This is a genomic window from Microbacterium sp. R1, assembly GCF_015159725.1.
GTDB lineage: Bacteria > Actinomycetota > Actinomycetes > Actinomycetales > Microbacteriaceae > Microbacterium > Microbacterium oxydans.
In genome coordinates, this window is sequence record NZ_JADDUD010000001.1 from 1,064,633 (window position 1) to 1,090,337 (window position 25,705).

A 25,705-nucleotide genomic window follows, 5' to 3' on the forward strand; every position below is an offset into this window, starting at 1 on the left:
TCCCTCTCTCGAGAACATCGGTCGAGGGCACACAGAAGGAGAAGCAACGATGAAAGCCATCATGGTCATGTACGACACCCTCAACCGGAAGCTCCTGCCTCCCTACGGTGCCGAACAGGTGGTGGCTCCGAACTTCACACGCCTGACGGAACGCACGGCGACGTTCGACAACTGCTACGCGGGATCGATGCCGTGCGTGCCGGCTCGGCGCGAGATGCACACCGGACGGTACAACTTCCTGCACCGCTCGTGGGGTCCGTTGGAGCCCTTCGACGACTCCGTTCCGGAGATGCTCCGTGATGCGGGGGTCTACACGCACCTCGTCACAGACAACCGGCACTACTGGGGAGACGGCGGGGCGACGTATCACGGAAGATTCTCCACATTCGAGTTCTTCCGCGGACAGGAGGGAGACGCATGGAAAGGCAGCGTCGCCGATCCGGAGATCCCGGACACCGTGGTCAACCGCAGTGATCGGGTGTGGCGACAGGATTGGATCAACCGTGCCCATCTACAGGATGAGGCCGATCACCCTCAGACGCTCACCTTCGACGCGGGCATGGAGTTCCTGCGCACGAACGTCGATGCCGACGACTGGTATCTGCAGATCGAGGCGTTCGACCCGCATGAGCCCTTCTTCAGCTACGAGCAGTATCGGCGGCTGTACGACTCGGACTACGAGGGCCCGAGCTTCGACTGGCCGGCCTACCGCCGCGTCATCGAGGACGAGTCCGAGGTCGAGCAGTTGCGGAACGAATACATGGCCCTGGTGACCATGTGCGACAAGTCCCTTGGTCGCGTCCTCGACTTCATGGACGAGAACGACATGTGGCAGGACACCATGCTCATCGTCTGCACCGATCACGGACTCCTCCTCGGCGAGCACAATTGGTGGGGCAAGAATGTGCAGCCCTGGTTCGACGAGAACATCCACATCCCGCTCTTCGTGTGGGATCCGCGTTCGGGCGTCGCGGGGGAGCGGCGCGCGTCGCTCGTGCAGACGATCGACCTCGGCCCGACACTGCTGGAGTTCTTCGGAGTTCCACCCACTCCCGACATGCAGGGGCGGGCGTTGGCCCGAACGATCGACGCGGACGAGCCGATCCGCGCTGCGGGGCTCTTCGGAAATGCCGGCGGTCATGTGAACGTCACCGACGGCCGATACGTCTACATGCGCGCATGCGCGGATGAGTCGAACTCCCCGCTCTTCGACTACACGCTCATGCCGACCCACATGGGCGGACGTTTCGCGCCTTCGGAGCTCGCCCAGGCGGAACTGCATCCCGGCTTCTCGTTCACGAAGGGCGCCCCGGTGCTGAAGGTTCCCGGGTTCGCGTTCGGCAGCCCCTGGTCCTATGGCACCCTGCTGTTCGATCTCGATGAGGACCCCAGCCAGGATCGTCCCCTCCAGGACGAACAGTTGGAGCTGCGCATGGCGAAGCTCTTGGTGGAGCAGATGCGGGCCAGCGACGCGCCGCCGGAGCAGTTCGCGCGTCTCGGGCTCCCCGTGAGGGGAGAGGTGACCGAGGAGCACCTCCTCATCGCCGCGCAATGGGAGCAGGTGCAACGCGGGCTCAGCGCCGCACCGACCGCCGCGGACCTCGGACCCGACTCCATCGTGGCGACCGTCCCGATCGAGGTGCTGTTCGCGGACGACGTCGTGAAGGCAGCAGTGCTCGACGTCCTTCCCTTCCTCGACAATCCCTACATGACGCATATGGCAGGTGCGATGACCCTCCTCGAGGTGGCGGCGATGAAGGTCGAAGCCGATCTGGACTCGCTCCTCGCGTTGGACGCCAGGCTTGCGGGGCAGTCGGCGTCCGCCGTGGCCGCCGGAGCATGACGGTTCATGAGGGGGGCTGCTGCGCCCCGCAGACATCTCTGCGGGGCGAGCTCCCTCCCCGTGCATTGCGCCTGTCCGCCGTGCGTCCGGCTCCTCCGGACGAGCGGCGGATCCCGAGCGGAGTCTTCGCGATGGGAGATGCGTTCGCGGAGGGGTACCCCGGCGATGGCGAGAGTCCCGTGCATGAGGTGCGCATGAGCGCGTTCCGTATGGATACGGCGCCAGTCACGGTTGACCGATTCGCGCGCTTCGTCGAGGCTACGGGGTATGTGACGACCGCGGAGAGACTGGGCAGCTCCGCGGTGTTCCAGGCATTCGTCGCCGAGGGAGAGTCGATCAGGGGGCGCTCGGATGCTGCGCCGTGGTGGCTCGACGTCGTCGGTGCATCGTGGCGGCATCCCCGTGGTCCTGCTTCGAGCGCCGCGGGAGGGCAGCATCCCGTCACCCATGTCGCGTTCACGGATGCGGTGTCGTACTGCCTCTGGGCCGGACGGCGGCTGCCCACCGAGGCCGAGTGGGAGTATGCCGCGAGAGGAGGGCTGGCTGCCGCGCGCTACGCGTGGGGAGACGACCTCCTACCCGGGGGCGAACACCGTGCCAACATCTGGCAGGGACGATTCCCGATTCACGATGAGGGTGCCGATGGATATGTCGGGACGTCCCCGGTCGGCGCGTTCCCGGCCAACGGCTATGGACTGTACGACGTGGCAGGCAACGTCTGGGAGTGGTGTCAGGACTGGTTCGCCGCCGACTACTACTCTCGATCGGCGGAACACGATCCGCTCGGTCCGGACTCTGGAAGGTTTCGGGTGATGCGCGGGGGATCTCACCTCTGCCACGACTCGTACTGCAATCGATACCGTGTGTCCGCGCGCAGTTCGAGCGCCCCCGATTCGACGTCGGGAAACCTGGGTTTCCGAACTGTGGCGGCGGAGAACGGATAGTTGCGCGCCCCGTGCCGATGTCGGAGCCCGTGGCAAGATCCGTGCATGGAAACCCTCAGACCCACTTCTCGTCCGCCAGGCGGGCGCGTCGATCCTCCTCACGCTTCGAGTAGGTGGCGGCGCGGATCGCGTCGTCGGATTCCAAACCCGTGCCCAGAGCCCCGCCGAGCGTCGCCGCCGATGCGACGAACCACGTGAGCACGAAGAGATCCTCGACGTCGACCGTCCGCCCGAGCGCTTCGCTCATCACGGTCGTATCGAGCACGAAGAGCGCCCAGGCCAGATTCACCACGTACAACGCCAGGTAGCAGATGATGATGCCGATGGTCAGCGTCAGGATCGTCGAGGTGTTGTAGAGGCGGGATCTCTCGCGCGCCTGTGTCGAGTCGTCGTCCGGGCGGTCCCAGAGCCTGCCGTCGATCACGATCCAGGCGATGAGGATCGCGATGGAGGCAACGGTCGCGGCCGCCAGGCGCCAGCCGGACAGCGAGATGGCGAGCGACCACACCGTCGGCTCGATCGTCGCCACGGCCCCGGTGGCCAGGGCTGCGACCAGCGCGGACTTGAGGCCGGCCGCGAGAAGCCACGGACGGTTCGCCAGCACCATGCCCCGCAGCACGCGCCCCCGGGCGCTGAGGCGGGGAAGCGGCAGACGCTGCTCCTCGGGCGAGGCGGGAGCAGCCATTCCGCTGACGAGCCCGCGCACTGCGTGGCGTGCCCTGCTCTGCACCCGGTAACCGCCCAGTGCGGGCAGGGACAGCACTGCGGCCTGGCGTCGAGGATCGATCGCCGCCAGTAGATAGCGACCGTCGTCGTCGCGAAGCGGGAGCTCGGTGACGCCGACGACGAGGTCCCACCGGTTCTGCTCGGCGTGTGCGCGGAGTCGTTCGAGGGCGACGTCGACGTCTTCGGATCCGAGGGTGAACGGCTCGCTGAGGAGCTCGACGATCCAGCCGTCGGCCTGCGCGGCGACCGGCGGTGTGAGATCGGTCATCCGACGCGCGACGACGGTGGGCGAAGCCGGGTCCGCCACGAGCCCCACTCGGATCGGCTCCATCTCCGCAACCTACACCTCTCCCGAATACACCGCACGGGAGCGAACTGATCTTCGCCCTGTTGATGTCGGCGGCCCGTGGCAAGATCCGTGCATGGAAACCCTCAGACTCCGGACCTGGTCCGAGAACGACCTCGAGCTGCTGCATGCCGCCAACACCCCGGAGATGACCGCGCACCTCAACGGGCCGGAGACCGACGACCAGATCATGGAGCGCCACGCCCGTTACCTGCGCCTGGTCGCCTCCGGAGAAGCGCGGATGTTCGTCGTCGAGGACGAGGAGGGGATGTCGCTCGGGTCGATCGGCTACTGGCCGGTCGTGTGGAGGGATGAGCCGGCATGGGAGACCGGATGGTTCGTCCGACCCGAGGCGCAGGGGCGCGGGGTCGCATCGAAAGCCCTCGCCCTCCTGATAGACGACGCCCGTGCGCACCCCGAGCCGCGGCGGCTCCTGATGGCCTGTCCCGCGATCGAGAACTCCGCCTCAAACGGAGTCTGCCGACGTAACGGCTTCACGCTGCACGGCACGGTCACGGACCAGTTCCGTGGCGCCGAGATGACCGTGAACGAATGGGCCCTCGACCTCACGGCCTGATCGACGTCATTCCGCGGGGTACTTCTGCGCCTTGAGCAACCGCGCCAGGTGAGCGGCGTTCCTGGTGGCAGTGCTGATCGCGGACGCGACCTTCTCGGGAGTCTCCTCGAGGTCCTTGTAGTCGGTGGTCTGCATCGCCTCGCCGTTCCAGTAGACCGAGCTCTGTGCGGGAACCGTGTATCCGACGTCGTTCAGTGACTGGAAGAGGATCGCCGCGATGTGGTGGGCGCCGTCCTCGTTGCCGACGACGCCGGCGATGGCCACCTTGTCGAACAGGATGGGGCGGCCGTCTTCGTCGCTCTCGCCCAGCTCAGCGTCGAGGCGTTCCAGCACGCGCTGCGCGACGCTCGAATGCTGACCCATCCACGTCGGCGTGACGAAGACCAGGATGTCGGCGTCGAGTACCTGCTGACGGATCCGCGGCCACTCATCACCGTCACCCATGTCCTTCTCGACCCCAGGGCTCAGCGAGAAGTCGACGGCGCGCACGAGGTCGCCGGTGACATCGTGCGCTGCCAGGGCGTCGAGGAGCTGCGTCGCGAGGAGGTCGGAGCTGGACGACGCGGGAGACGGCTTGAGCGTGCAGGAGATGGCGACGGCGGTGAGGGGAGTGTTCATGCTCCGAGCACACCAGACCTCGAAGAACGTGCACAGGGGGTTTCCCAGTCCGGGCTATCCTGGTAGACGGCACCGACGACAGGAGATCCCGTGATCCTCAGCTTCCTCTTCTTCATGATCCTCTTCATCGGAGGCATCCTGCTGATGGGCATCTCCTTCGGGCTGCCGGCGTTCCAGGCGCTCGCCTTCTGCGGTGGTCTTCTGCTGGTGACGCTCGCGCTCGCCTTCATCTTCCGCCAGGGCGGCTCGGCCACTCGTCGCTCGAACAACTGGTCGGGCAACGCCACCGAGTAACCCGCGCGGCGTCGTCGCCTCAGGGCTTCTTGCGCCGCAACGCCTCCGCTGCCTGGCGCCCGGCGACGACTGGCAGGACGCCGGTGAAGCCTTCCCGAGCCCGAGCGGCGTCGGCGATCTTGCCGCGCGCGGCGAACCATCCGATGACGAGTGCGGGGACGAGCAGCACGAGCGAAGCCAGCACCCAACGTCCGGTCTCGGAGAAGCCCATGGACACCAGCACGAACAGCAGGAACGCCAGGGTCAGGTAGCCCGTGTAGGGGGTTCCGAACATCCGGAACGATGGGCGTTCCACCAGTCCTCTCTTCGCGAGCGTGTGCATCTTCAGCTGACACAGGATGATCGTCGCCCAGCCGCCGATGATGCCGATGGCCGAGACCTCCAGCACGATCTCGAAGGCCTGCGAGGGCCAGAGGGCATTGATGCCGACCCCGATCAGCGTGATCGAGGCGGTGAGGAGGATGCCGCCGAACGGTACGCCGTTCGCGCTCATCCTCGCCGTGAAGCGAGGCGCCGAGCCGTTGACGGACATGGATCGCAGAATGCGACCAGTGGAGTAGAGGCCCGCATTGAGGCTGGAGAGCGCTGCGGTGAGGACGACGAAGTTCATGACCGACCCGGCGACCGCTCCGGTGTGCGGCGAGCCGATGTGGGAGAAGAAGGTGACGAAGGGCGACTCCCCAGCCTTGTACGTGTCGAACGGCAGCAGTAGCGAGAGCAACAGGATCGAGCCGACGTAGAAGACGGCGATCCGTACCACGACGGTGTTGATGGCCTTGGGCATGACCTTCGCGGGCTCTGAGGTCTCACCGGCGGCGGTGCCGACGAGTTCGATCGACGCGTACGCGAACACGACACCCGAGATGGCGAGTATCGGGGCGAAGTAGCCCATCGGGAACACACCGCCGTTGTCGGCGATGACGGCGATCCCGGTGACTCCGAGATCCGTGGTGCCGTTGAAGATGATGAAGCAGGTCCCGACCACGAGGAAGACGACCAGAGCGGTCACCTTGATCATCGCGAACCAGAACTCCATCTCGCCGAACAGCTTCACGCTGACCAGGTTGAGCGACAGCACGACGACCAGAGCGACGAGGGCGATGAGCCATTGGGGGACGGCCTGCAGCGGCTCCCAGTACTGCGCCCAGAACTTGACGTAGAGCGCGGCGGCCGTGACGTCGACGATCGAGGTCATCGCCCAGTTCAGGAAGTAGAGCCAGCCGCTCGCGAACGCCAGCTTCTCACCGTAGAACTCTCGTGCGTACGAGACGAAGGAGCCCGAGGAAGGGCGGTGCAGCACGAGTTCGCCGAGCGCGCGGAGGATGAGGAACGCGAAGAAACCGCAGAGGGCGTAGACGAGGATGAGTGCAGGGCCGCTGGATGCGAGACGTGCGCCCGCACCCATGAACAGCCCCGTGCCGATCGCGCCGCCGATCGCGATCATCTGGATCTGGCGGGGCTTGAGGGTCTTGTGATACCCCGCCTCCTCGTTGGAGAAGTCTGCGACCGCGAGGGTGCGATCACCCGTGAGCTCACGCTCGTTCTCGCGTGCGTCTTCGGGATCGAGGGGGACGCGGGATGTGGGGTCGGCCATGCGATACCTCTCCGGGCGAAGCGACGCGGACGCGATCTGCGCCCGACCTCCTGTGCGAATTCCTGCACAGGCTCCATGAATCATGGCGGCGATCGCGTTCGAGGACACGCATCTGGCGAGGATTCTCGCGCAAAGTACCGGTATGGGATCCGGCGTCCCGATATCGACGTCAGCGTCGTCTGGCGAGTCTCGCCTCGAGGTTCGCCCTGACAGCCGGCCACTCCGGTTCGATGATCGAGTACTCCACGCTGTCGCGCAGCGCGCCGTTACGGTAGCGGCTCATCGCCCGCATGACCCCGTCCTGCTTCGCGCCGAGGCGCTCGATCGCCGCCCGCGACTGGAAGTTGACCCACTGCGTGGTGAGGCCGACGCGGAAGACTCCGAGGGACTCGAATGCGTGACGCAGCAGCAGCAGCTTGGACTCGGCGTTCGTGCCCGAGCCGTGCGCGGACGGTCGATTCCAGGTGAAGCCGATGTGCAGTCGGGGTACGTCGGCCACGATGTCGTAGTACGACGTGAGCCCGAGGATGCGACCGTTGGTGTCGAAGGCCGTGAAGGGGATCATCTCGCCCTTCTCGATGAGGCCGATGCGTCGCTCGACCTCCGCAGCCACGCCGTCGGGTGCGGGGACCGAGGTGTACCACGCCGTCTTCCAGAGGTCCCCCTCCTGCACTGCCTCGATCAGTCCGTCGATGTGCGATCGATCGAGAGGTCGGAGTTCCACGAGCTCGCCGGAGAGGGTGACGGGGGAGGGGGCGACGAGGAAGGCCATGCCGATATTCAACCAGCAGTGACGAGGGGCCTCTGACGCAGCAGGCGCTGGTAGGCCTCGACCAACTCGATGGTGACGTCCAGCTCGAAGGCGAGACTCGCCAGGTGCGGCCCGCGCACCTCTTCCGCCTCGGCATACGCCCGCGGCGTGATCAGGTGGGACGCCGCCCATTCGTCGGCCTGACGCTCCTGCTGCGTTCGTGTGGCCGATGTCGTCGCGGGGAAATGGCCGAGGCAGGCGTGCCCAAGCTCATGGGCGAGCACACTGCGGGTCGTGCGGGCGCTCATCCCCGGAGCGAGGCGGATCGTGCGGGTGGTGGGGTCGTAGCCCCCGCGGGTGCGGCCGGGCCGCTCGACCACGCGCACCCGCTGCGCGTCGGCGAGGTGGAGGAGCTGGTGCATTCTCTCCTCCTCGTGACGTCTCGCGGGCGGAAGCCGGTATCGGCCTACTCGTAGAGGTCGTCGGTGTCGGCGTCGTGCCGGACGCCGGATTCGAAGGCGACCTCACGGCTATCTTCGCGGGGGCCGGCGACATCGGGGGTGCGCCGGATCGGCGTGATGCGCGCTGTGGTCTCGCCGTCGGCTCTGAGGCGCTCTTCCGCGCGGGCGAGCAGGACATGGGGCTCGACGCCGAGGTCGGCGCAGACCGCGTAGACGACGGGTACCGGGATCGCTCGCTTGCCCGTCACGTAGTTGTCGAGTGCACTTCGGGCGATGCCGATGCTGCGCGCCATCGCGGCGATGCTGCTCCGCGAGGCGGCGATCTCCGCGCGCATCTGGCGACCGACGGCCTCGTTGAACTCCTCTGCAGGTGTCTTCACCCGGCTCACCATAGCAGCGTGACGACGCCAGAATGCCGCCATTCTGGCCCATTCGACCTCCATGCGTGTCCGTTCGTGGCGCTAGTGTAGGCGTATGGGGACGGAATTACGTCATTTGCTGGCATCGAAAGTCGACGGAGCACGGTTTCACGCCGGGGTGTCCTTTTCCGAGCTGTCGGAGCGTTCGGGTATCGGCCCTGACGCCCTGGGGGAGCTTCTCGACGGCAGGGAGGACTTCACCGTCGTCGACCTCGTGCGTATCGCCGATGTGCTCGGCATCCCGGTCACCGCGCTTCTTCCGGGAGCGGCAGGCGACGACTCCTGACGGTTGCTGTGCCGGACCGCCGTGTCCGTGCCTGGCGATAGCGTGGGGGCATGAAGACAGTGTCGTTCGGATCGTCCACCGCCCCCGCCGTGATCGCCGGCATGATGCGCATCGACGACAAGGATGACGCGCACATCCGCCACCTCTACGACACGACCAGGGTTGCGGGCATCGACTTCTTCGACCATGCGGACATCTACGGCGGCAGCATGCACCACTGCGAGTCGCGGTTCGCCGAGGCGCTGCAGCTGACCTCTTCCGAGCGCGACGAGATCGTGCTGCAGACGAAATGCGGCATCGTGCCCTCGCAGGGGATGTTCGACTTCTCCTACGAGCACATCGTGGCCCAGGTCGAGGGTTCGCTCGCTGCTCTGCGGACCGACCGCCTCGATGTGCTCCTGCTCCACCGCCCCGATGCGCTCGTCGAGCCCGAGGAGGTCGCCCGCGCGTTCGATGACCTGGAGAGCGCGGGAAAGGTCAGGGCGTTCGGCGTCTCGAACCACACCCCGCGTCAGATCGATCTGCTCCGCACCGCAGTCCGGCAGCCGCTGGTGGCGAATCAGCTCCAGCTGTCGATCACGCACGCACCGATCATCGCGCAGCCGGTCGCTGCCAACATGGCCGGCCATGACCAGAGCCTGGTGCGCGATGGCGGCGGCATCGTGGAGTACTGCCGTATCAACGGGATCACGATCCAGGCATGGTCGCCGTTTCAGGACGGCTTCTCGCACGGGGTGTTCCTCGGCAACCCCGCCTACGCGGAGCTGAACGCGGTGATCGATCGCCTCGCGGCGGTGCACGACGTCACCCCGATCGCCATCGCGACCGCCTGGATCACCCGTCACCCCGCCGGCATGCAGGTGGTCCTCGGAACCACGACGCCCGAGCGGGTGCGTGATGCGGCAGCCGGTGCCGATGTCGCGCTCACCCGACCCGAGTGGTACGAACTGTTCCGTGCCGGCGGACACCTGCTTCCGTAGACCCCTGCGGTCCGTCGCGGCGTCGTCTACCCTGAACTCATGTCGTTCCTGTTCTCGCTCCTCGTCATCGCCCTGATGATCGGCGCGCTGATCGACATCATCACGCGGGACAGCTCGCTGGTGAAGTTCCTGCCGAAACTGGCGTGGATCATCATCGTGATCCTGCTGCCGCTGATCGGTGGCCTGCTCTGGTTCGGTCTCGGCCGCGAGTACGGGGAGTCCGGCATACAGATGCCGCGGATGCGACGAGCTGAGCGGCCCGCGGCGTCGACCGACGTGCGTCCGGCGCCACCGAGGGACACGAGAACCACCGAGCAGCAGATCGCCGATCTCGACCGTGAGATCGAGGAGTGGCGGTTGCGCCAGGAGATCGAGAAGAAGCGCGGGGCCGACGGCGACGCGCCAGCCGGCACCTCTTAGGCGGCCGGCAGTCCCTGATCTGCCGGCGGGAGGTCGAAGGACTCGCGGATCGCGTCCTCCAGGAACGGATATCGGAATTCGAAACCGGCCTCTGTGAGCATCTCCGGCAGCACCCACCGGCTCTTCAGGATCAGCTCGGTCTCGGTGCGCATGCCGATGGCTCCGAGCTCCAGCATCCATCGGGGCATCGGAACCCCGATCCGCGCTCCGAGGGCCCGCCGCACCGTCGCCATGAACTCGACGTTGTCCACCGGATGCGGAGAGGCAGCGTTGACGGGGCCCTCGAGCGCCGGATTCCGCTCGAGGAAGTCGATGATGCGCGCGACATCCTCGATGTGCACCCAGCTGAAGCGCTGGCGGCCACGACGCGCGCCGGGGAGATGTCCTGTGCCCGCAGCGCGCCGAGCCGCGCTGACCGGCCATCGTCCGTCGTACTGGGACCCGCCGAGCCCGAACCGCGCCAGGTCTCTCACCGGGCCGAGCACGCCGCCGTGGCCGAGCACGATCGTGCTGCGCAGGGCGACGCGGCGGGTGGCGGGGAGCTCGTCGGCGAACAGCGCCTTCTCCCACGCCTTCGCGACCTCGACCGAGAACCCACTGCCGACCTCGCCCGTCGATTCGGTCATCGGACGATCCTCCGCGTGGCGATAGATCGTCGCCGTCGAGGAGTTGATCCAGAGCGCGGGAGGTGCGGAGGACCGGGTGATCGCGGTGCTCAGCGACGCGGTGGTGTCGAGGCGGGAGCGGAAGATCTCCGCCCGGTTCTCTGGGGTGTAACGGCAGTTGACGCTCTTGCCGGCCAATCCGATCACGAGGGCGGCACCGTCGACGGCGCGATCGATCTCCACCTGATCGCCCCAGCGGATGTCGGCGCCTGAACGCGAGATCGTGACGACCTCGCGCCCCTCCGCGCGGAACCGGGGCACGAGGAAGCGCCCCATGAACCCGGTGGAACCGCCGATGACGACCCGTCCTGTGCTCATGCGGTCTGCTCCTTCTCGTGATGCTGGATGCGATAGGCGAACTCTCCCCGATACTCGTACAGGCGGCCGAGGAACGGCGCATCGACGGTCAGGGCCATGCGCTGCCGATCGAGGTCGTCGTCGAAGCGCTCGGTGAGGCGGATGACAGGTGCCACGGGCCGGGGGATCCGCACCCGGAGGCGACCGAAGCGAAGTCCGACGGCTCGGCTCCTCAGATGCAGTGCGCCCTGACGTACCTCGACGTCGAAGCAGGCGGCGAGGAGGCCCGGTTCGCCGAGCTCGTCGACGACGCGGCCATGGCGGGTGAGTGCGACGGCGTCTCGCATGGTCCACGTGCCACGGCCGAAGAAGAAGGTCCGCTCACTGAGCGCTCTGGACGCGATGGTGCGGTTCTCGACCCGGAACGGCACCTCTCGCTCCCACCCCGCGGCGACCACGCCGCGTCGTTCGAGGACCCGGAGGAAGGGCCACAGCCATCGACGCGGAGTGCCCACTCGCTCGAACACCCCCTCGCCGATGCCGGTCGCTCCGTCCGGGATCGGTGCGAAGTACAGGCGCAGTCGGGGGTGAAGGTCGGCCATGCGCTCGCCGAGTGCTCTGACGTACGGGGACTGCGGCACGGGCGTCACGGTTCGAGCCTAGCCTCGGCTTCGCGTCGCCCCGCACTGCGGTCCACCCGTCGTCAGGCTCCTGGTCGCAGCAGTCGATCGAGCAGGGCGAGCGCCTCGTGCTGAGGAGCGGTCTCGTCGAGCAGCCACTGCGTCTGCAGGCCGTCGGACGCCGCCACCACCAGGGCTGCGACCGCATCGGCGTCGAGGTCGTCGCGGATCCTCCCCTCCTCCTGCTGGCGTCGGACGACGTCGGCGAGTCGGGCGCGGAGGCGCGTGAAGCGACCGGTGGCGAACGTGCGCGCCGCCGGATGGCCCTCCTCGAGCGCCGTGGCGACGAGCGTCGAGTACAGCTGCACGAGACCGGGTATCGCACGGTTGAGCCGCGCGGACTCGATCATCATCTCCACCGGCGTCGCGTCGGGCGGGGGAGAGCTCGGTTGGCGCGACGGTACGGTGCTCTCCTCGTAGACCGCGACGAGGAGCTCCTCCAGGGAGCCGAAGTAGTGGGTGAGAGCCGCGTGCGTGACCCCGACCTCGCGCGCGATGGCCCGCAGGCTCGTGCGGTCGGCGCCACGTTCGGCGAACACCTCGATGGCGCGGTCGAGGATCTCCTGCCGACGGGCGATCCCCTTCGCGTAGGCCCCGCGCTGCCGTGGGGGCTCCGGGGGTTCGGGGGTGTCGAGGGGCATGAGGGCAGTCTAGCGATTTAAAACTTCCGCGTGGAGGTATTTGGTGATAGCGTGCCTGAACGGGACACCGGTCCCGCCACGTCACCGATGACCGAAGGAGCACGACCGATGACGATTCGGACTTCCCTGCAGCTGTTCACCATCAAGGACGAGCTGGAGGCCGACCTCGAATCCTCCCTGCAGGCGGTGGCAGCCCGCGGTTTCACGGCCGTCGAGCCGTACGACTTCGTGCGCCGCGCCGAGCCCCTCGCAGCCGCGCTCACCGCCGCCGGTCTGGTCGCCCCCTCCGGACACGCCTTCCTGGCGTCGCCGTCGTTCGTCAACCCCGACGGCAGCGGCACCACGGTGCCCGTCCCCTCCCCGGCTGAGGTCTTCGCCGCGGCGAAGGTGCTCGGCATGGATACGGTCATCGACCCCTACACCGAACCGGCTCGTTGGGAGTCGATCGAGCAGATCGAGGAGACGGCGCGACTGCTCAACGAGGCCGCGGAGATCGGTGCGGCCGTCGGTGTGCGGGTCGGATACCACAACCACGCCCACGAGCTGGAGGCCGTGTTCGACGGCGTCACCGGCCTGGAGGTCCTCGCCGGGCTGCTCGACGACCGCGTCGTGCTCGAGGTCGACCTGTACTGGGTGGCCCGTGGCGGCGTCGATCCCGTCGCGCTGCTGGAGCGTCTGGGCAGTCGGGTGATCGCCGTGCACGCGAAGGACGGCACACTCGACCCCGCACTCGCGGGAGCGTATCCGCCCGCCGATCAGGTGGCCGCCGGTGAGGGTAACGTCCCGCTGATCGAGGCCATCACCGCAGCACCGGCGCTGGAGCTCGCGATCGTCGAGTTCGACCACTACGAGGGCGACCTGTTCGACGCCGTCGAGCGCAGCCGGGTCTACCTCGACGAGAAGGTGGCGGCCTGATGGCGGTGGGCGTCGGCATCATCGGTGCCGGGAACATCAGCGACCAGTACCTGTCCAACCTCACGACGTTCCCCGATGTGCGCGTCGTCGCGATCGGCGACCTGCTCGAGGAGCGCGCCAAAGCGCAGGCCGAGAAGTACGGCGTGCCTCGTGCCGGCGGTGTCGACACGGTGCTCCAGGATCCGGAGATCGACATCGTCGTGAATCTCACGATCCCGGCCGTGCACGTGGAGGTCTCCGAGGCGATCATCGCGGCGGGGAAGCACGTCTGGACCGAGAAGCCGATCGGTGTGAGCCGTGAGGAGTCCCGCGGCCTGCTGCAGAAGGCGGACGCGGCGGGCCTGCGCGTCGGCGTCGCCCCCGACACCGTCCTCGGTCCTGGCGTGCAGACGGCGAAACGAGCGATCGCGCGCGGAGACATCGGGCGTCCGCTGTTCGCGCAGACCACGTTCCAGTGGTCGGGACCGGAGATCTTCCACCCGAATCCCGCGTTCCTCTACGCCAAAGGCGGCGGACCGCTGCTCGACATGGGGCCGTACTACGTGTCGGCCCTCGTGCACGTGTTCGGGCCTGTCGCCTCGGTCGCAGCACTCGGACTGCAGGGCTCTCCCACGCGCCGGGTGCAGGTCGGTGAACTCGCAGGCCAGGAGTTCCCGGTCGAGATCCCCTCGACGCTCAGCGTGCTGATGGCGTTCGAGGAGGGCGGGCAGGCGCAGAGCCTGTACAGCACCGACTCACCCGTCGTCCGCCAGGGCATCGTCGAGATCACCGGCACCGAGGGCACGATCGTGATCCCGGACCCGAACACGTTCGGCGGCGCGATCTCGATCACCCGTCCGCTCACACGTCTGTTCATCCCGCCGGAGCCCGTGCAGCAGGAGATCATCGACGTCGAGCAGGAGGGCGTGCTGTCCGGCCGCGGCGTCGGGCTGCTCGACATGGCGCGGGCGATCGCCGCGGGGCGTCCACACGTCGCCACCGGCGAGTTCGGCTACCACGTGCTCGACACCCTGCTCTCGATCGAGGAGGCCGCCGAGGCGCGGAGCTTCGTCGAGGTCGAGAGCACCCTCGATCAGGTGGGGTCGATCGCCGCGGACTTCGACCCGTTCGAAGCCACGCTCTGACACCGGCCGTACGTGGCGGCCAGGAGCGGATCACCGCGTCCTGGCCGCCACGTCGCGGACCACTCTCAGGGCTCGAGCAGGCGGACGAGACGCTCGTGCCCGGTCTCCTCGAGTTCCGCGATGTCGTCGCGGGACTTCAGGAAGTCGGAGAACGACCGGTAGCCGAGTGCCTTCTCGCTGAACGACGGGTCCATGCGACGCATATGCGTCTTGACCGCGGAGCTGTGCAGCCACTCGTCGGCGTCGGCCTTGTCGTGCCCCAGACGGAGCGCGCGCTCCAGCAGCTGCGTCGCCACCTCCTGATCGTCGACCTTGTCCTCGACCCGCACTTCCTCCGCCTTCGGGGCGGCCTTGGAGCGCGATCGCTTCGAGGCGGCCTTCGGCTTCGAGGCGGTCTCCGTCACCGTCTCGGCGACAGCCTCCGCCTCCGCCACCGGCGTCGGCGCCTCGACCGCGGGAGTGGCCGCGGCGGCGGCGACCGGCTTGGAGGGGCGCACGACACCGGGCAGCGAGTCGTACGACTCGAACTCGTCGCACGCGGCGGCCAGCGACTTGGCTGTGGAGCCAGACACCCCGACACCGATCACGTAGCGGCCGAGGCGCTTGCAGCGCTGAGCCAGGGGCACGTAGTCGCTGTCACCCGCGACGATCACGACATGGGTGAGATCGGGGAGGCGGAACATATCCTCGACCGCATCCACGGCGAGCCGGATGTCGGCGCCGTTCTTGGCATACGCCGCGGCGGGGAACAGCTGCACGAGGTCGACAGCGCGGGCAACGAGCTGCGAGCGGTACACGGCGTTGACGGGGGAGGACCAGTCCGCGTATGCGCGGGTGAGCACCAGCGTGCCGAACGAGGCCGCGTAGTCGATGATGGCGCCGACCTCGATCATCGCCCGGCTCAATCGCTCGGTGACCTCGGGGTCGTTCGGGTTCTCGCTGATCCGCTGACGGTCCTTGCCGTAGGCGTTGCGACCGTGCACCCGGTCGTACCAGGAGATGACGATGTTGTCGAAGTCGAGGTAGACGGCGACGCGGGCATCGGTGGTCTCGGCCATGCTCACACCTCCTCGCGGGGGTAGCGGACGCCGATCTGCGCCCTGATCTCGTCAAGGGTGCCCATGATCGCGACGCTCTCGGCGATGGGCAGGATGTCGCCCGCGAGGGTGCCTTCGCTCACCAGACGCTCGGCGGCGAGCGCCTGGAACTGCATGCCACGGCCCTCGACCTCGGAGGTGTAGCTCTCCTGCACCGTGCCGTCCGGCAGGACGAGGCGGAACGTGGTCGGGCTGTACCAGACGGTGTCGATGTCGATGCGGGCGGCCGTGCCGATGATGCTCGCGACGTTGGGGCCTGCAGCCCGCGACGACGAGAGGCTGGTCGAGACCGCACCGCCGTCGTGGGTCATGACCGTGGCGACCTCGGAGTCGGCTCCCGTCTCGATGAGGCGGCCGACGGCGCGGATGCTGGTCGGTGCGCCGAGGATGTCCCATATGAAGGAGATCGGGTAGATCCCGAGGTCCAGCAGGGCGCCGCCACCGAGTTCGAGGGCGTTGAGCCGATGCGCGGGGTCGGAGGGCAGCAGCTGGGTGTGATCGGCGCTCACGGCCCGGATCTCACCGAGGGCGCCGGCGGCGATGAGCTCGCGGATGCGGACCATGTGCGGCAGATACCGCGTCCACATCGCCTCCATCACCAGCAGACCGCGCTCGGCGGCGAGCGCCTGCAGGTCTTCCGCCTCGGCGCGGTTCAGGGTGAACGCCTTCTCGGCGAGCACATGCTTGCCGTGCTCGAGGGCAAGGCGGGCGTTCTCGTGATGCATCGGGTGCGGTGTCGACACGTAGATGATGTCGACATCGGGGTCCGCGACGAGGTCTTCATACGAAGAATGCGCGCGGGGGATGTCGAAGCGGGCGGCGAACGCGTCGGCCGACTCCTGTGACCGGGATCCGACGGCCACGAGGTCGAGCCCCGCGGTTCGCAGATCGGACGCGAATGCGCCGGCGATTCCGCCGGTCGCGAGGATTCCCCACCGAAGACCTGTCATGGTCTCAGCGTAGGGGGTGCTCCGGGTGTGACGGACTGTTACATCCCGTGACGCCCGGCATCGACGCCATGGCAGCGGGTGGGGAGCGGCTCCTACCGTGACGGGCATGACCGAACCCCTCATCATCGGCGCCATGGTGCGCACCCTCGGCGCGTATCCCTCGGGCTGGCGGCAGCCAGGGGCGCACCGCGACCCTGCGAGAGACGCCGACATCCTGCGGCACATCGCGCGAGAGGGGGAGGAGGCGGGGCTCGACTATCTGTTCTTCGGCGACTGGCTCGCCACGGGGCCCGACCTGGAGTTCCGCGATCCGTATCTGCTGGCGCGCATCGACCCCGTGAGCGCTGTGCTCTTCCTCGCGGGAGTGACCTCGCGGATCGGCCTGATCGCCACGGTGAACACGACCTACGCCGACCCGTACACGACCGCGCGGTCGCTCGCCTCGCTCGACGTGCTCACCCGCGGCCGTGCCGGTATCAACCTCGTCACCGGCGCCGAGCCGCGCGCGGCCGGGAACCACGGTCGCGACGCGCACGCCGACAACGAGACCCGCTACGACCGGGCAGAGGAGTTCGTCGAAGCCCTGCGCCGGCTGTGGGATTCGTGGGGCGAGGACGCCTGGATCGCCGACGCCGATCGTGGGGTGCTGATCGATCCGGAGGGGCTGCGCGCCGCCGAGCTGCGGGGCGCTCAGGTGCGGGTCGCCGGGCCGCTCAACGTCGCTCGACCTCCGCAGGGCCGGATCCCGATCGTGCATGCCGGCACATCGCCGCGGTCGAGGGTGCTCGCGGCGACCGCGGCCGATCTCGCCCTGACCGCCGCACCGACGCTGGCGGACGCCATCGCCACACGACGGCTGCTGCGGGACATCGCCGCCGAGTCCGGACGCTCGCCCGATGCGCTGAAGGTGATCGCGCCGGTGCTCCCGGTCGTCGCGGACACGGATGCCGATGCTCGTCGCATCGTGGAGCGGCTGCTCGCCCTGGTGCCGCTCGCCGAGGGGCACCAGGCGGCGCGGACGGCGTTCCCGCTGAACCGCAGCATCGCCGCGCTCGCCGACGCGTTCGAGGTTCCGGTCGACGACCCGCTGCGCTCCGCCACCTTCGATGCGCCGGTGACTGCCGCGGAAGCACTCCGGCTGGGCGCGCGCGGTGCGGCGCTGATCGAACGTCTCGCCCTCATCGCCGGGCTGAACGTCTCCGGGGGCGGGACCGCCGATCCCCTCACCTGGCGGCACCTGGTCGCCGCGCACGCGGTGCCGGCCGCCTTCGTCGTCGGTGACGCGGGAACCATCGCCGATCATTTCGAGACCTGGCGGGAGGAAGGCGGGGCGGACGGGTTCAACGTGCTGTCGGCTTTCCAACCGGCGCAGTTCGAGGCGTTCACGCGTAACGCGGCGCCGGAGTTGCGCCGTCGCGGGCTGCTGCGAAGCGAGGAGCAGGGCGACGGGACCACACTCCGCGACCGCCTGCGCATTACGTCGTATGTCGACGCATGACGACCGGCGTCGCACGGGTCGCGCGTTCCCGCCCCTGATTCCTACCGTGAAGTCACCTCAACACACGGCATCTCGACACACAGCACCTCACCCGAAGCATCACACCCGAAACCTGGAGACCCACCCATGAACCGTCGCCTCCTCCGCGCCGCCGCCATCGCGGTGCCGCTCATCCTGGCGGGAAGCCTCGCCGCCTGCGCGTCGACGCCCGCCCCGGCGAACTCTCCCGCCGAAGGCGGCGACCCCGTAAAGGGTGGAACGCTCACGTACCTCGAGCACCAGGCGTACACGAACCTGTATCCGCCGCAGGCCGGCTTCTACCCCAACGGCGGCATCGTGAACAACATCGCGGCCCGCCTGACCTGGCAGAACCCGGACACGCTCGAGATCGAGCCGTGGATCGCCTCCGACTGGACCGTGAACGACGACGCGACCGAGTACACGTTCAACCTGAACCCCGACGTGACGTTCTCGGACGGCACGGTGCTCGACGCCGCGGCAGTGAAGAAGAACTTCGACACCTACGGCCTGGGCGATGCGGAACGGGGCCTGACCGTCTCCGAGGCGATCAACAACTACGCCAGCAGCGAGGTGGTCGACGACGACACCGTGACGTTCCACTTCTCCGCACCGTCCCCCGGGTTCCTGCAGGCGACCTCGACCATCAACTCGGGCCTGCTGTCGCCGGAGACGCTCGACGGCACGATCGAGGACTTCGGCGCGGGCAACGCCGCCGAGATCATCGGGTCCGGTCCGTTCACGGTCACGGGGGAGAAGCTCGGCACCGAGTACACGCTCACCGCGCGCGACGACTACGACTGGGGACCCGACAGCGTCGACAACGACGGTCGCCCGTACCTCGACGCCGTGCACGTGCTGATCACCCCCGAAGACTCGGTGCGGATCGGCTCGCTGCTCGCGGGCCAGGCCGACTACGTGCGCTACGTGCAGGCGTTCGACGAGGACCGCGTCGAGGCAGCCGGCTTCACCCTCTACGCGCCGCAGACCCGCGGCGTCAACAACTCGATCGCCCTGCGTCCCGAGAATCCGCTGCTCACCGACATCCGCGTGCGGCAGGCGATCATCGCCGCGGTGAACGCGCAGGAGGTCGTCGACACGCTGTTCACCGAGAACTACCCGGTGGCGACGTCGGTGCTCTCCTCCCAGGCGCTCGGCTACAAGGACGAGTCGAAGCACTACGCCTACGACCCGAAGAAGGCCGAGAAGCTGCTCGACGAGGCCGGCTGGGAGCCCGGCGCCGACGGCATCCGCGAGAAGGATGGCGAGCGCCTCTCGATCACGGTGTACGAGGCGAAGCCGCAGCCGCTGTCGAAGCAGACCCTGGAGCTCGTGGCGCAGCAGCTGGCGAAGGTGGGTGTCGAGCTCTCGGTCAAGCCCGGTGATGCCGGAAGCTACGCCGAGGACACGCGCGACCCGCTCAAGACCGGCTTCTACCACTCGATGGTCGGACGCGCGGATCTGGACGTGATCAAGAGCCAGTACTTCACGAAGAACCGCGATGTGCTGATCTCGAAGGACGCGAAGCTCGACGAACTGCTGCTCGCCGTGGCCTCAGAGCCGGACGCCGACAAGCGCGTCGCCGCATCGCAGGCCGTGCAGGACTACATCGCCGAGCAGGCCTACGTGATCCCGCTCTTCGAGGAGCCGCAGGTGTACGGCACCGCGACCTACGTGCACGGCGTCGCCTTCGAGTCGGTCGGACGCCCGACGTTCTCCGGCGTCTGGCTCGCCGAGCACTGATCGGGATGGTGCGTCGATGAGTTTCGTCCTCCGACGAGCCGGGCAGGCCGCGATCGTTCTGATCGCGGCCTTCACGGCCACCTTCTTCCTGCTGCAGCTGCTGCCGGGCGATGCGATCCTGATCAAGTTCTCCGATCCCAGCCTCGGGCTGTCCCCGGATCAGCTCGACAGCATCCGAGCCACCTACGGCACGGATCTGCCGTGGTGGGAGCAGTACGTGCACGCGGGGCTCGGGTTCCTCGCCGGGGACTTCGGCTACTCCACGCAGTTCGGCACGCCCGTGCTGACGATGCTCGCGGAGGCGCTCCCCGCGACGCTGCTGCTCGCGTCCCTCGGGCTCCTCGTCGCTCTGCTCCTGGCCGTGCTGATCGCCGGACTCTCCTCGCTCGCCCCGTTCGCCTGGCTTCGCGACGGACTTCGTCAGGTGCCCGGTCTCTTCGTCGCGGTGCCGGTCTTCTGGCTCGGCATCCTGCTCATCCAGGTGTTCTCGTTCGGGCTCGGCTGGGTGCCGATCGTCGGGGCCGACCCGGTGAGCGGACTCATCCTGCCCGTGCTGACCCTCGCCGTGCCGATCTCGGCTCCGCTGGCGCAGGTGCTGGTCCGCGCGATCGATCAGGTGCAGGCGCAGCCGTTCGTCACGGTGGTCCGGGCGAAGGGGGCCCCGCCGCTGTGGGTGCTCACGCGCTCCGTCGCCCGCAACGCCGCCGTGCCGACCCTGACGATCGCCGGTGTGCTGTTCGGGGAACTCGTCGGGGGAGCCGTCGTCACCGAGACGGTGTTCGGCCGCACGGGCATCGGCCGTCTCACCGAGCAGGCCGTCGCGAACCAGGACATCCCGGTGCTGCAGGGTGTGGTGCTGCTCTCGGCGCTCGGCTTCGTCGTCATCAGCTTCGCCGTCGACCTCGTCACGCCGCTCATCGACCCGCGTCAGCGCGCGGTCGCGCGCTCCACCGCGTCCGTCGCCGCCCGCTCCGCGCCTCAGGAGGTGCCCGCATGACCGCTCCCGTGATCGCTGCGACGAGTGTCGAACCGGACTCCGAGCCGACCCCGACCGTCCCCGAGCTTCCGCGGACCCCTCGCCGCCCTGGCCGTCTGCGCGGCCGCGCCTGGGGGCTGTATCTCGCGTTCGCCGTGGTCGCCGTCGCTGTGTTGTGGGCGGTCATCCCCGGCGTGTTCGCGCCCGGCGACCCGCTCACCGGTGTGCCGGCCGACAAGCTGCTGCCGCCGAGTGCCGCGCATTGGTTCGGCACCGACACCCTCGGCCGTGATCTGTTCGGCCGTGTCGTCCACGGTGCCGTGCACTCGCTCTCGGGCGCGCTGATCGCCGTCACGGTGGGTCTCGCCCTCGGCACGGTTCTCGGCGCGATAGCCGGAGCCGTGGGCGGGGTGGTGGACGACGTGCTGATGCGCATCGTCGACGTGCTGCTCGCGATTCCCGGGCTGCTCCTGTCCCTCTCGGTGATCATCCTGCTCGGATTCGGCACGGTCAACGCCGCCCTCGCCGTGGGACTCGGCAGCGTCGCGGCGTTCGCGCGGCTGATGCGCGCCGAGGTCGCCCGGGTGCGGCGCACCGAGTACGTCGAGGCCGCCTTCGGCAGCGGTGCCACCTTCTTGGCCGTGCTGCGTCGACACGTGCTTCCCAACTCCCTCACCCCCATCGTCGCGCTCGCCGCCCTGCAGTTCGGGACGGCGATCCTCGCCATCTCGACGCTCGGGTTCCTCGGCTACGGCGCTCCGCCACCCACCCCGGAATGGGGACTGCTGATCGCCGAGGGCCGCAACTACGTGGGCACCGCCTGGTGGCTCACGGCATTGCCGGGTCTCATCGTCGTCGCGGTCGTGCTCAGCGCCAACCGCATCAGCCACCGCATCGGAAGGGGCACGCGATGAGCGTTCTGACCGCATCGGATCTGCGCATCTCCTACGGGGGTCGTGAAGTCGTGCACGGCGTCTCCTTCGAGATCGGCGAGGGGGAGACCCTCGCCCTCGTCGGGGAGTCGGGGTCGGGCAAGTCCACGACCGCCCACGCGCTCCTCGGGCTCCTCCCCGCGGGGGGCAGGGTCGACGGCGGGACGGTCGTCCTGGGCGACCTCGACATCTCCGGGTGGTCCGATCGTGCGCTGCGCGGCATCCGCGGTGCGGAGATCGGCCTGGTCCCGCAGGATCCGACGACCTCCCTCGACCCGGTGCGTCCGGTCGGGAAGCAGGTCGAGGAGATCCTGCGCCTGCATGGGCATCGGGATCGGCGCTCGCGTCGTGCACGGGCCATCGAGCTGCTCGACCGTGTCGGTATCGACGACCCGGATCTGCGGGCGCGTCAGTATCCGCACGAGCTCTCCGGAGGCATGCGGCAGCGTGTGCTGATCGCGACCGCGATCGCCCTGCGACCCCGCCTGCTGATCGCCGACGAGCCCACCAGTGCCCTCGACGCCACGGTGCAGCGCAAGGTGCTCGATCTGCTCGACGAGCTGCAGCGCGAGGAGGGCACCAGCATCCTGCTCGTGACCCACGACCTGGGCGTTGCCGCCGATCGGGCGGAGCGACTCCTCGTGCTCAAGGACGGCCGGATCGTGGAGCAGGGGCGGAGCGAGGAGGTGCTCGCCGCACCGACGGACCCGTACACGCGTCAGCTGCTCGCCGATGCTCCCGCGTTCACGACCGGCTTCCGGCGTCCGGACGCCCCGCCGTTCCTGCGGGATGCCGCAGCCGTCGCCGCGGAGAACCCGTACGCGATCGTCGCCGAAGGGCTTGTGAAGGAGTTCCGCGTCGCCGCCCGGGAGCGGTTCCGCGCTGTCGACGACGTCTCGTTCCGGGTTCGCCGTGGTACCACCCACGCGCTCGTCGGCGAATCGGGGTCGGGGAAGACCACGACGGCGAGACTGGTCACGCGCTTCCATCAGCCGGACGCCGGGACCATCGAGGTCGCCGGAGAAGACGTGACCCACGCGAAGCGCGAGCAGCTGCGAGCGCTGCGCCGCCGTGTGCAGCTCGTCTACCAGAACCCGTTCGCCTCGCTGGATCCCCGCCAGCAGATCGTCGACATCGTCGCGGAGCCGCTGCAGAACTTCCAGGTCGGATCTCGCGCCGAGCGCAGCGAACGCGCGCTCGCTCTCCTCGACCGGGTCGCGCTCCCGTCCGACGTCGCGCGGCGCACCCCGCGCGAACTCTCGGGCGGACAGCGGCAGCGTGTCGCGATCGCGAGGGCTCTCGCGATCGATCCCGAGGTCGTGGTGCTCGACGAGGCGGTGTCGGCGCTGGACGTGACCGTGCAGGCGCGCATCCTGGAACTGCTCACCTCGCTGCAGGCGGAGCTCGGGCTCACCTACCTGTTCATCTCGCACGACCTCGCCGTCGTGCGCAGGATCAGTCACACGGTCTCGGTGATGCGCCGCGGCCGGATCGTGGAGGAGGGGCAGACGGAAGACCTCTTCCGCGACCCGCAGCACGAGTACACCAGGGAGTTGCTGGCAGCGGTCCCCGGACGAACGGAGATCGTCGTATGACCACCGGATCCGCCCCTTCGACCGGGCCCACCGTCGCGTTCTTCACGCGTCTGCTCGACGACGCGTCTCCTGCCGAGAGGTATGCGCTCGCCACCTCGCAGATCCAGCAGGCGGAGCGCCACGGGATCGGGAGAGCCTGGGTCGCACAGCATCATTTCCACGCGGCCGAGGGTGGTCTGCCGTCGCCGCTGGTGTTCCTCGCGCACGCGGCCGCCGTCACGAGTGACATCCGACTGGGGACCGGCGTGATCACCCTGCCGTTGGAGGACCCGGTGCGGGTGGCCGAGGATGCCGTGGTCGCAGATCTGCTCTCCGGGGGGCGAGTGGATCTGGGCCTCGGCAGCGGCGGCACCCCGTCGTCGTTCGTGCCGTTCCGGGAGGATGTGCGAGACAAGGCGGTGACCTACGACCGCAAGCTGCGCACGCTCCTCGACGGCCTCGCCGGTCGCGACGTCGGCGCGGGCAACACGCTCTACCCGGATGCGGGAGACCTCGCCGACCGTGTGTGGCAGGCCACCTTCTCCGCTCCCGGCGGTCACCGCGCCGGCATCCACGGGCACGGGCTCCTGCTCTCCCGCACTCAGCCGCGCAGGCCCGACCGCCTGCACGCCCCCTTGTCCGAGCTGCAGGACCCGATCATCGACGCGTACCTCGAGGCACTGCCGGTCGGGGTGACTCCGCGGATCACCGCCTCGCGCACCGTGTTCGTCGCGGATGACCGCGCCGAGGCTCTGCGGTTCGCCGAGGTCGGGCTGCGTCGGGCGGCGGAGGGCTTCCGTCGGCAGGGCCAGACCATCCCCGGTGACGACATCGACGAGTTGATAGCCGCGCTCGACACGCATCTGGGCACGCCAGAGCAGGTTGCCGAGTCGCTCGCCGCCGACGCCACCCTCACCCGCGCGACAGAGGTGGCCTTCCAGGTGCACTCGGTCGATGCGCCGCACGAGCACGTGCTGCGCTCGATCGCACTGTTCGCCGACGAGGTCGCCCCGGCCCTCGGCTACGCCATCGCGGAGACAGCAAACACCGAGACGATCAAGGAGAACGCATGACCGACGACACCGTCCTCACCGACGACACCGTGGACCGGATCGTGGGGGTGACGCCGGAGCTGGACGAACTGCGCCGCCGCCGTCCGGTCACCAGAGAGCAGCTGCAGGCGAGCTTCGACGCCCTCTTCCGACCGGTCACGGTGGCGCATGTGTCGCAGGCGGAGCGCGAGCTCGTCGCAGCCTTCGCCACCGGACTCGCCGGCGTCGACGATGCGACAGCGGCGTTCTATGCCGCCCGCGCACGCGAGGCCGATCCGGAGCGGGCGGGAGCAGTGCTCGCCGAGGCAGCCGGGGCGTCGACGAGCGGTCCGTTCGGCGCCTACACCGAACTCGGCCTGCAGTCCGAGAACACGGAGGGCGAACGGTATGAGCCCGATGGTGCCGTGACCGCCGTCATCGGCGAGCGCCTCGCCGCAGCCCTCGCGCACACGCACCTGCTCGTGTTCCGGCCCCGTGAAGCGTCGGGCGCCGATCTCGGGCGACTGCTCGATGCCGGGTGGTCGACCGAGGGGATCGTCACGCTGTCCCAGCTGGTGTCGTTCCTCGCCTTCCAGCAGCGGGTCGTCACCGGACTCCGTGCGCTCGCCGCTGCAGGACTCACCGCCCAGACCGAGATCTCCGAGGAGGAGGCCGCATGACCGCCGCACAGACCGTGCTCCGGCACGACGACGCCCCGCACCCGCACGCCTTCACCCGCGGAGAGGTGGGCTGGGTCCCGCATCTCGAGCCCCTCGCGGAGGAGGAGCTGACGCCACGGCACTACGACGGACTCGTCGATGCCGCGCGGGCGAAGAACGACTACTTCCGGTTGCTGGCCCGTGACCCCGAGGTGCTCAAGGCGCGGACACTCGTCGACAAGGACATCTTCTACAACGTCGCCGAGGGTCTGCCGCGCGCCGACCGCGAGCTGGCGGCGACCGCAGCATCACGGCGCAACGGGTGCGTGTTCTGCGCCTCGGTGCATTCCCGCTTCGCCGCGCATCACAGCAAGCGGGTCGAGGACGTCGACCTGCTGCTGGACGAGGGGGTCGACGCCGACCTCGGCGAGCGCTGGAACGCGATCGTGGCCGCGTCGGTCGCGCTCACCGACACTCCGAGCACATTCGGGGAGCACGAGATCGCCCGGCTGCGGGCGGCAGGACTCGACGACCTGGAGGTCGCTGATGTCATCCACGGCGCGGCGTTCTTCAACTGGGCGAACCGCCTGATGCTGTCGATCGGTCGGCCGGTCGCTCCCGCCTGACCCTCGCTCTCGGCTACAGA

Annotated in this window: 28 protein-coding genes; 17 read left to right on the forward strand and 11 right to left on the reverse strand. The window is 68.6% G+C overall.

The features are described 5' to 3' along the window. Positions 1-49: 49 nt before the first annotated feature. Both ILP86_RS05445 and ILP86_RS05450 read left to right on the forward strand, forming a co-directional pair. The gene (locus ILP86_RS05445; RefSeq protein ID WP_193761544.1) at positions 50-1,843 is read left to right on the forward strand and encodes a sulfatase; all 1,794 of its coding nucleotides are present in this window, start codon (positions 50-52) and stop codon (positions 1,841-1,843) included. After that, positions 1,840-2,787 (forward strand): formylglycine-generating enzyme family protein, encoded by a 948-nt coding sequence (locus ILP86_RS05450; RefSeq protein ID WP_193761545.1) that lies wholly within the window; start codon positions 1,840-1,842, stop codon positions 2,785-2,787. Before ILP86_RS05445 ends, ILP86_RS05450 begins: the two co-directional genes overlap by 4 nt. 55 nt (positions 2,788-2,842) lie before the next feature. Here the strand turns inward: ILP86_RS05450 and ILP86_RS05455 are convergent, their stop codons facing one another. Beyond that, on the reverse strand, positions 2,843-3,844 hold the full coding sequence (locus ILP86_RS05455) for a hypothetical protein (protein WP_193761546.1): 1,002 nt from the start codon (positions 3,842-3,844) through the stop codon (positions 2,843-2,845). Between the two features lie 91 nt (positions 3,845-3,935). Between ILP86_RS05455 and ILP86_RS05460 the strand changes: the two genes are divergently transcribed. Then, positions 3,936-4,436: a GNAT family N-acetyltransferase gene (locus tag ILP86_RS05460; RefSeq protein ID WP_193761547.1), complete on the forward strand. Its 501-nt coding sequence runs from the start codon at positions 3,936-3,938 to the stop codon at positions 4,434-4,436. A gap of 6 nt (positions 4,437-4,442) precedes the next feature. Here ILP86_RS05460 and ILP86_RS05465 read toward each other — a convergent pair whose 3' ends face one another. Continuing rightward, complete coding sequence (locus ILP86_RS05465) at positions 4,443-5,054, reverse strand: flavodoxin family protein (protein ID WP_141369008.1); 612 nt, start codon at positions 5,052-5,054, stop codon at positions 4,443-4,445. 90 nt (positions 5,055-5,144) lie between these two features. Here ILP86_RS05465 and ILP86_RS05470 point away from each other — a divergent pair, with 90 nt between their 5' ends. Continuing rightward, positions 5,145-5,348, forward strand: coding sequence for a hypothetical protein (locus tag ILP86_RS05470; protein WP_028503256.1), 204 nt, complete (start codon positions 5,145-5,147; stop codon positions 5,346-5,348). Positions 5,349-5,367: 19 nt separating this feature from the next. Here the strand turns inward: ILP86_RS05470 and ILP86_RS05475 are convergent, their stop codons facing one another. The 4 genes from ILP86_RS05475 to ILP86_RS05490 form a co-directional block, all read right to left on the reverse strand. Further along, positions 5,368-6,942 carry an amino acid permease gene (locus tag ILP86_RS05475; protein ID WP_193761548.1) on the reverse strand — a complete coding sequence of 525 codons (1,575 nt, stop codon included), beginning with the start codon at positions 6,940-6,942 and terminating at the stop codon, positions 5,368-5,370. Between the two features lie 169 nt (positions 6,943-7,111). Continuing rightward, positions 7,112-7,714, reverse strand: a complete 603-nt coding sequence (locus ILP86_RS05480; RefSeq protein ID WP_058631232.1) for a GNAT family N-acetyltransferase — start codon at positions 7,712-7,714, stop codon at positions 7,112-7,114. 8 nt (positions 7,715-7,722) lie between these two features. Then, a complete protein-coding gene (locus ILP86_RS05485; RefSeq protein ID WP_193761549.1) occupies positions 7,723-8,115 on the reverse strand; it encodes an ImmA/IrrE family metallo-endopeptidase in 393 nt (130 codons plus the stop codon). Between the two features lie 44 nt (positions 8,116-8,159). Further along, positions 8,160-8,534, reverse strand: coding sequence for a helix-turn-helix domain-containing protein (locus ILP86_RS05490; RefSeq protein ID WP_231589757.1), 375 nt, complete (start codon positions 8,532-8,534; stop codon positions 8,160-8,162). 94 nt (positions 8,535-8,628) lie between these two features. On the opposite strand from ILP86_RS05490, the gene ILP86_RS05495 reads away from it, so the two are divergent. Genes ILP86_RS05495 through ILP86_RS05505 form a run of 3 tightly spaced genes read left to right on the forward strand, consistent with a single transcriptional unit; the run spans position 8,629 to position 10,259 of the window. Continuing rightward, complete coding sequence (locus ILP86_RS05495) at positions 8,629-8,859, forward strand: helix-turn-helix domain-containing protein (RefSeq protein WP_227750916.1); 231 nt, start codon at positions 8,629-8,631, stop codon at positions 8,857-8,859. A 50-nt stretch (positions 8,860-8,909) separates the two neighbouring features. Then, on the forward strand, positions 8,910-9,839 hold the full coding sequence (locus tag ILP86_RS05500) for an aldo/keto reductase family oxidoreductase (protein WP_193761551.1): 930 nt from the start codon (positions 8,910-8,912) through the stop codon (positions 9,837-9,839). A 39-nt stretch (positions 9,840-9,878) separates the two neighbouring features. Further along, positions 9,879-10,259, forward strand: coding sequence for a PLDc N-terminal domain-containing protein (locus tag ILP86_RS05505; protein ID WP_058631229.1), 381 nt, complete (start codon positions 9,879-9,881; stop codon positions 10,257-10,259). On the opposite strand, the gene ILP86_RS05510 is transcribed toward ILP86_RS05505, so the two are convergent. From ILP86_RS05510 to ILP86_RS05520, 3 genes are read right to left on the reverse strand one after another with little or no spacing between them, the layout of a single operon-like run. After that, positions 10,256-11,242, reverse strand: a complete 987-nt coding sequence (locus ILP86_RS05510; protein WP_141369014.1) for an epimerase — start codon at positions 11,240-11,242, stop codon at positions 10,256-10,258. The genes ILP86_RS05505 and ILP86_RS05510 overlap by 4 nt on opposite strands. Continuing rightward, positions 11,239-11,871: a DUF4166 domain-containing protein gene (locus ILP86_RS05515; protein ID WP_193761552.1), complete on the reverse strand. Its 633-nt coding sequence runs from the start codon at positions 11,869-11,871 to the stop codon at positions 11,239-11,241. Before ILP86_RS05515 ends, ILP86_RS05510 begins: the two co-directional genes overlap by 4 nt. Positions 11,872-11,924: 53 nt before the next feature. Next, complete coding sequence (locus tag ILP86_RS05520; RefSeq protein ID WP_113680856.1) at positions 11,925-12,542, reverse strand: TetR/AcrR family transcriptional regulator; 618 nt, start codon at positions 12,540-12,542, stop codon at positions 11,925-11,927. 108 nt (positions 12,543-12,650) lie between these two features. Between ILP86_RS05520 and ILP86_RS05525 the strand changes: the two genes are divergently transcribed. Continuing rightward, positions 12,651-13,457, forward strand: coding sequence for a sugar phosphate isomerase/epimerase (locus ILP86_RS05525; protein WP_061018261.1), 807 nt, complete (start codon positions 12,651-12,653; stop codon positions 13,455-13,457). Then, the gene (locus tag ILP86_RS05530; RefSeq protein WP_141369020.1) at positions 13,457-14,581 is read left to right on the forward strand and encodes a Gfo/Idh/MocA family protein; all 1,125 of its coding nucleotides are present in this window, start codon (positions 13,457-13,459) and stop codon (positions 14,579-14,581) included. The genes ILP86_RS05525 and ILP86_RS05530 overlap by 1 nt, the downstream gene beginning before the upstream one ends. Positions 14,582-14,646: 65 nt before the next feature. Here the strand turns inward: ILP86_RS05530 and ILP86_RS05535 are convergent, their stop codons facing one another. Both ILP86_RS05535 and ILP86_RS05540 read right to left on the reverse strand, forming a co-directional pair. After that, on the reverse strand, positions 14,647-15,639 hold the full coding sequence (locus tag ILP86_RS05535) for an NYN domain-containing protein (RefSeq protein ID WP_141369022.1): 993 nt from the start codon (positions 15,637-15,639) through the stop codon (positions 14,647-14,649). Positions 15,640-15,641: 2 nt separating this feature from the next. Next, positions 15,642-16,628, reverse strand: a complete 987-nt coding sequence (locus ILP86_RS05540) for a Gfo/Idh/MocA family protein (RefSeq protein WP_193761553.1) — start codon at positions 16,626-16,628, stop codon at positions 15,642-15,644. Positions 16,629-16,734: 106 nt separating this feature from the next. On the opposite strand from ILP86_RS05540, the gene ILP86_RS05545 reads away from it, so the two are divergent. The 8 genes from ILP86_RS05545 (at position 16,735) to ILP86_RS05580 (ending at position 25,685) form a co-directional block, all read left to right on the forward strand. Then, entirely contained in the window at positions 16,735-18,126 is a 1,392-nt protein-coding gene (locus ILP86_RS05545) for an NtaA/DmoA family FMN-dependent monooxygenase (RefSeq protein ID WP_193761554.1), read from the forward strand. A gap of 126 nt (positions 18,127-18,252) precedes the next feature. Beyond that, positions 18,253-19,887: a TIGR04028 family ABC transporter substrate-binding protein gene (locus tag ILP86_RS05550; protein ID WP_058632379.1), complete on the forward strand. Its 1,635-nt coding sequence runs from the start codon at positions 18,253-18,255 to the stop codon at positions 19,885-19,887. Between the two features lie 16 nt (positions 19,888-19,903). Further along, positions 19,904-20,884 (forward strand): ABC transporter permease, encoded by a 981-nt coding sequence (locus ILP86_RS05555; protein ID WP_193761555.1) that lies wholly within the window; start codon positions 19,904-19,906, stop codon positions 20,882-20,884. Continuing rightward, positions 20,881-21,777: an ABC transporter permease gene (locus tag ILP86_RS05560; RefSeq protein WP_046749746.1), complete on the forward strand. Its 897-nt coding sequence runs from the start codon at positions 20,881-20,883 to the stop codon at positions 21,775-21,777. Before ILP86_RS05555 ends, ILP86_RS05560 begins: the two co-directional genes overlap by 4 nt. Next, on the forward strand, positions 21,774-23,390 hold the full coding sequence (locus ILP86_RS05565; RefSeq protein WP_193761556.1) for an ABC transporter ATP-binding protein: 1,617 nt from the start codon (positions 21,774-21,776) through the stop codon (positions 23,388-23,390). Before ILP86_RS05560 ends, ILP86_RS05565 begins: the two co-directional genes overlap by 4 nt. Continuing rightward, on the forward strand, positions 23,387-24,442 hold the full coding sequence (locus tag ILP86_RS05570) for a putative FMN-dependent luciferase-like monooxygenase (protein WP_193761557.1): 1,056 nt from the start codon (positions 23,387-23,389) through the stop codon (positions 24,440-24,442). Before ILP86_RS05565 ends, ILP86_RS05570 begins: the two co-directional genes overlap by 4 nt. Continuing rightward, positions 24,439-25,080 (forward strand): CMD domain protein, encoded by a 642-nt coding sequence (locus tag ILP86_RS05575; RefSeq protein ID WP_193761558.1) that lies wholly within the window; start codon positions 24,439-24,441, stop codon positions 25,078-25,080. The genes ILP86_RS05570 and ILP86_RS05575 overlap by 4 nt, the downstream gene beginning before the upstream one ends. After that, on the forward strand, positions 25,077-25,685 hold the full coding sequence (locus tag ILP86_RS05580) for an alkylhydroperoxidase domain protein (protein WP_061018278.1): 609 nt from the start codon (positions 25,077-25,079) through the stop codon (positions 25,683-25,685). Before ILP86_RS05575 ends, ILP86_RS05580 begins: the two co-directional genes overlap by 4 nt. Positions 25,686-25,705 lie beyond the last annotated feature (20 nt).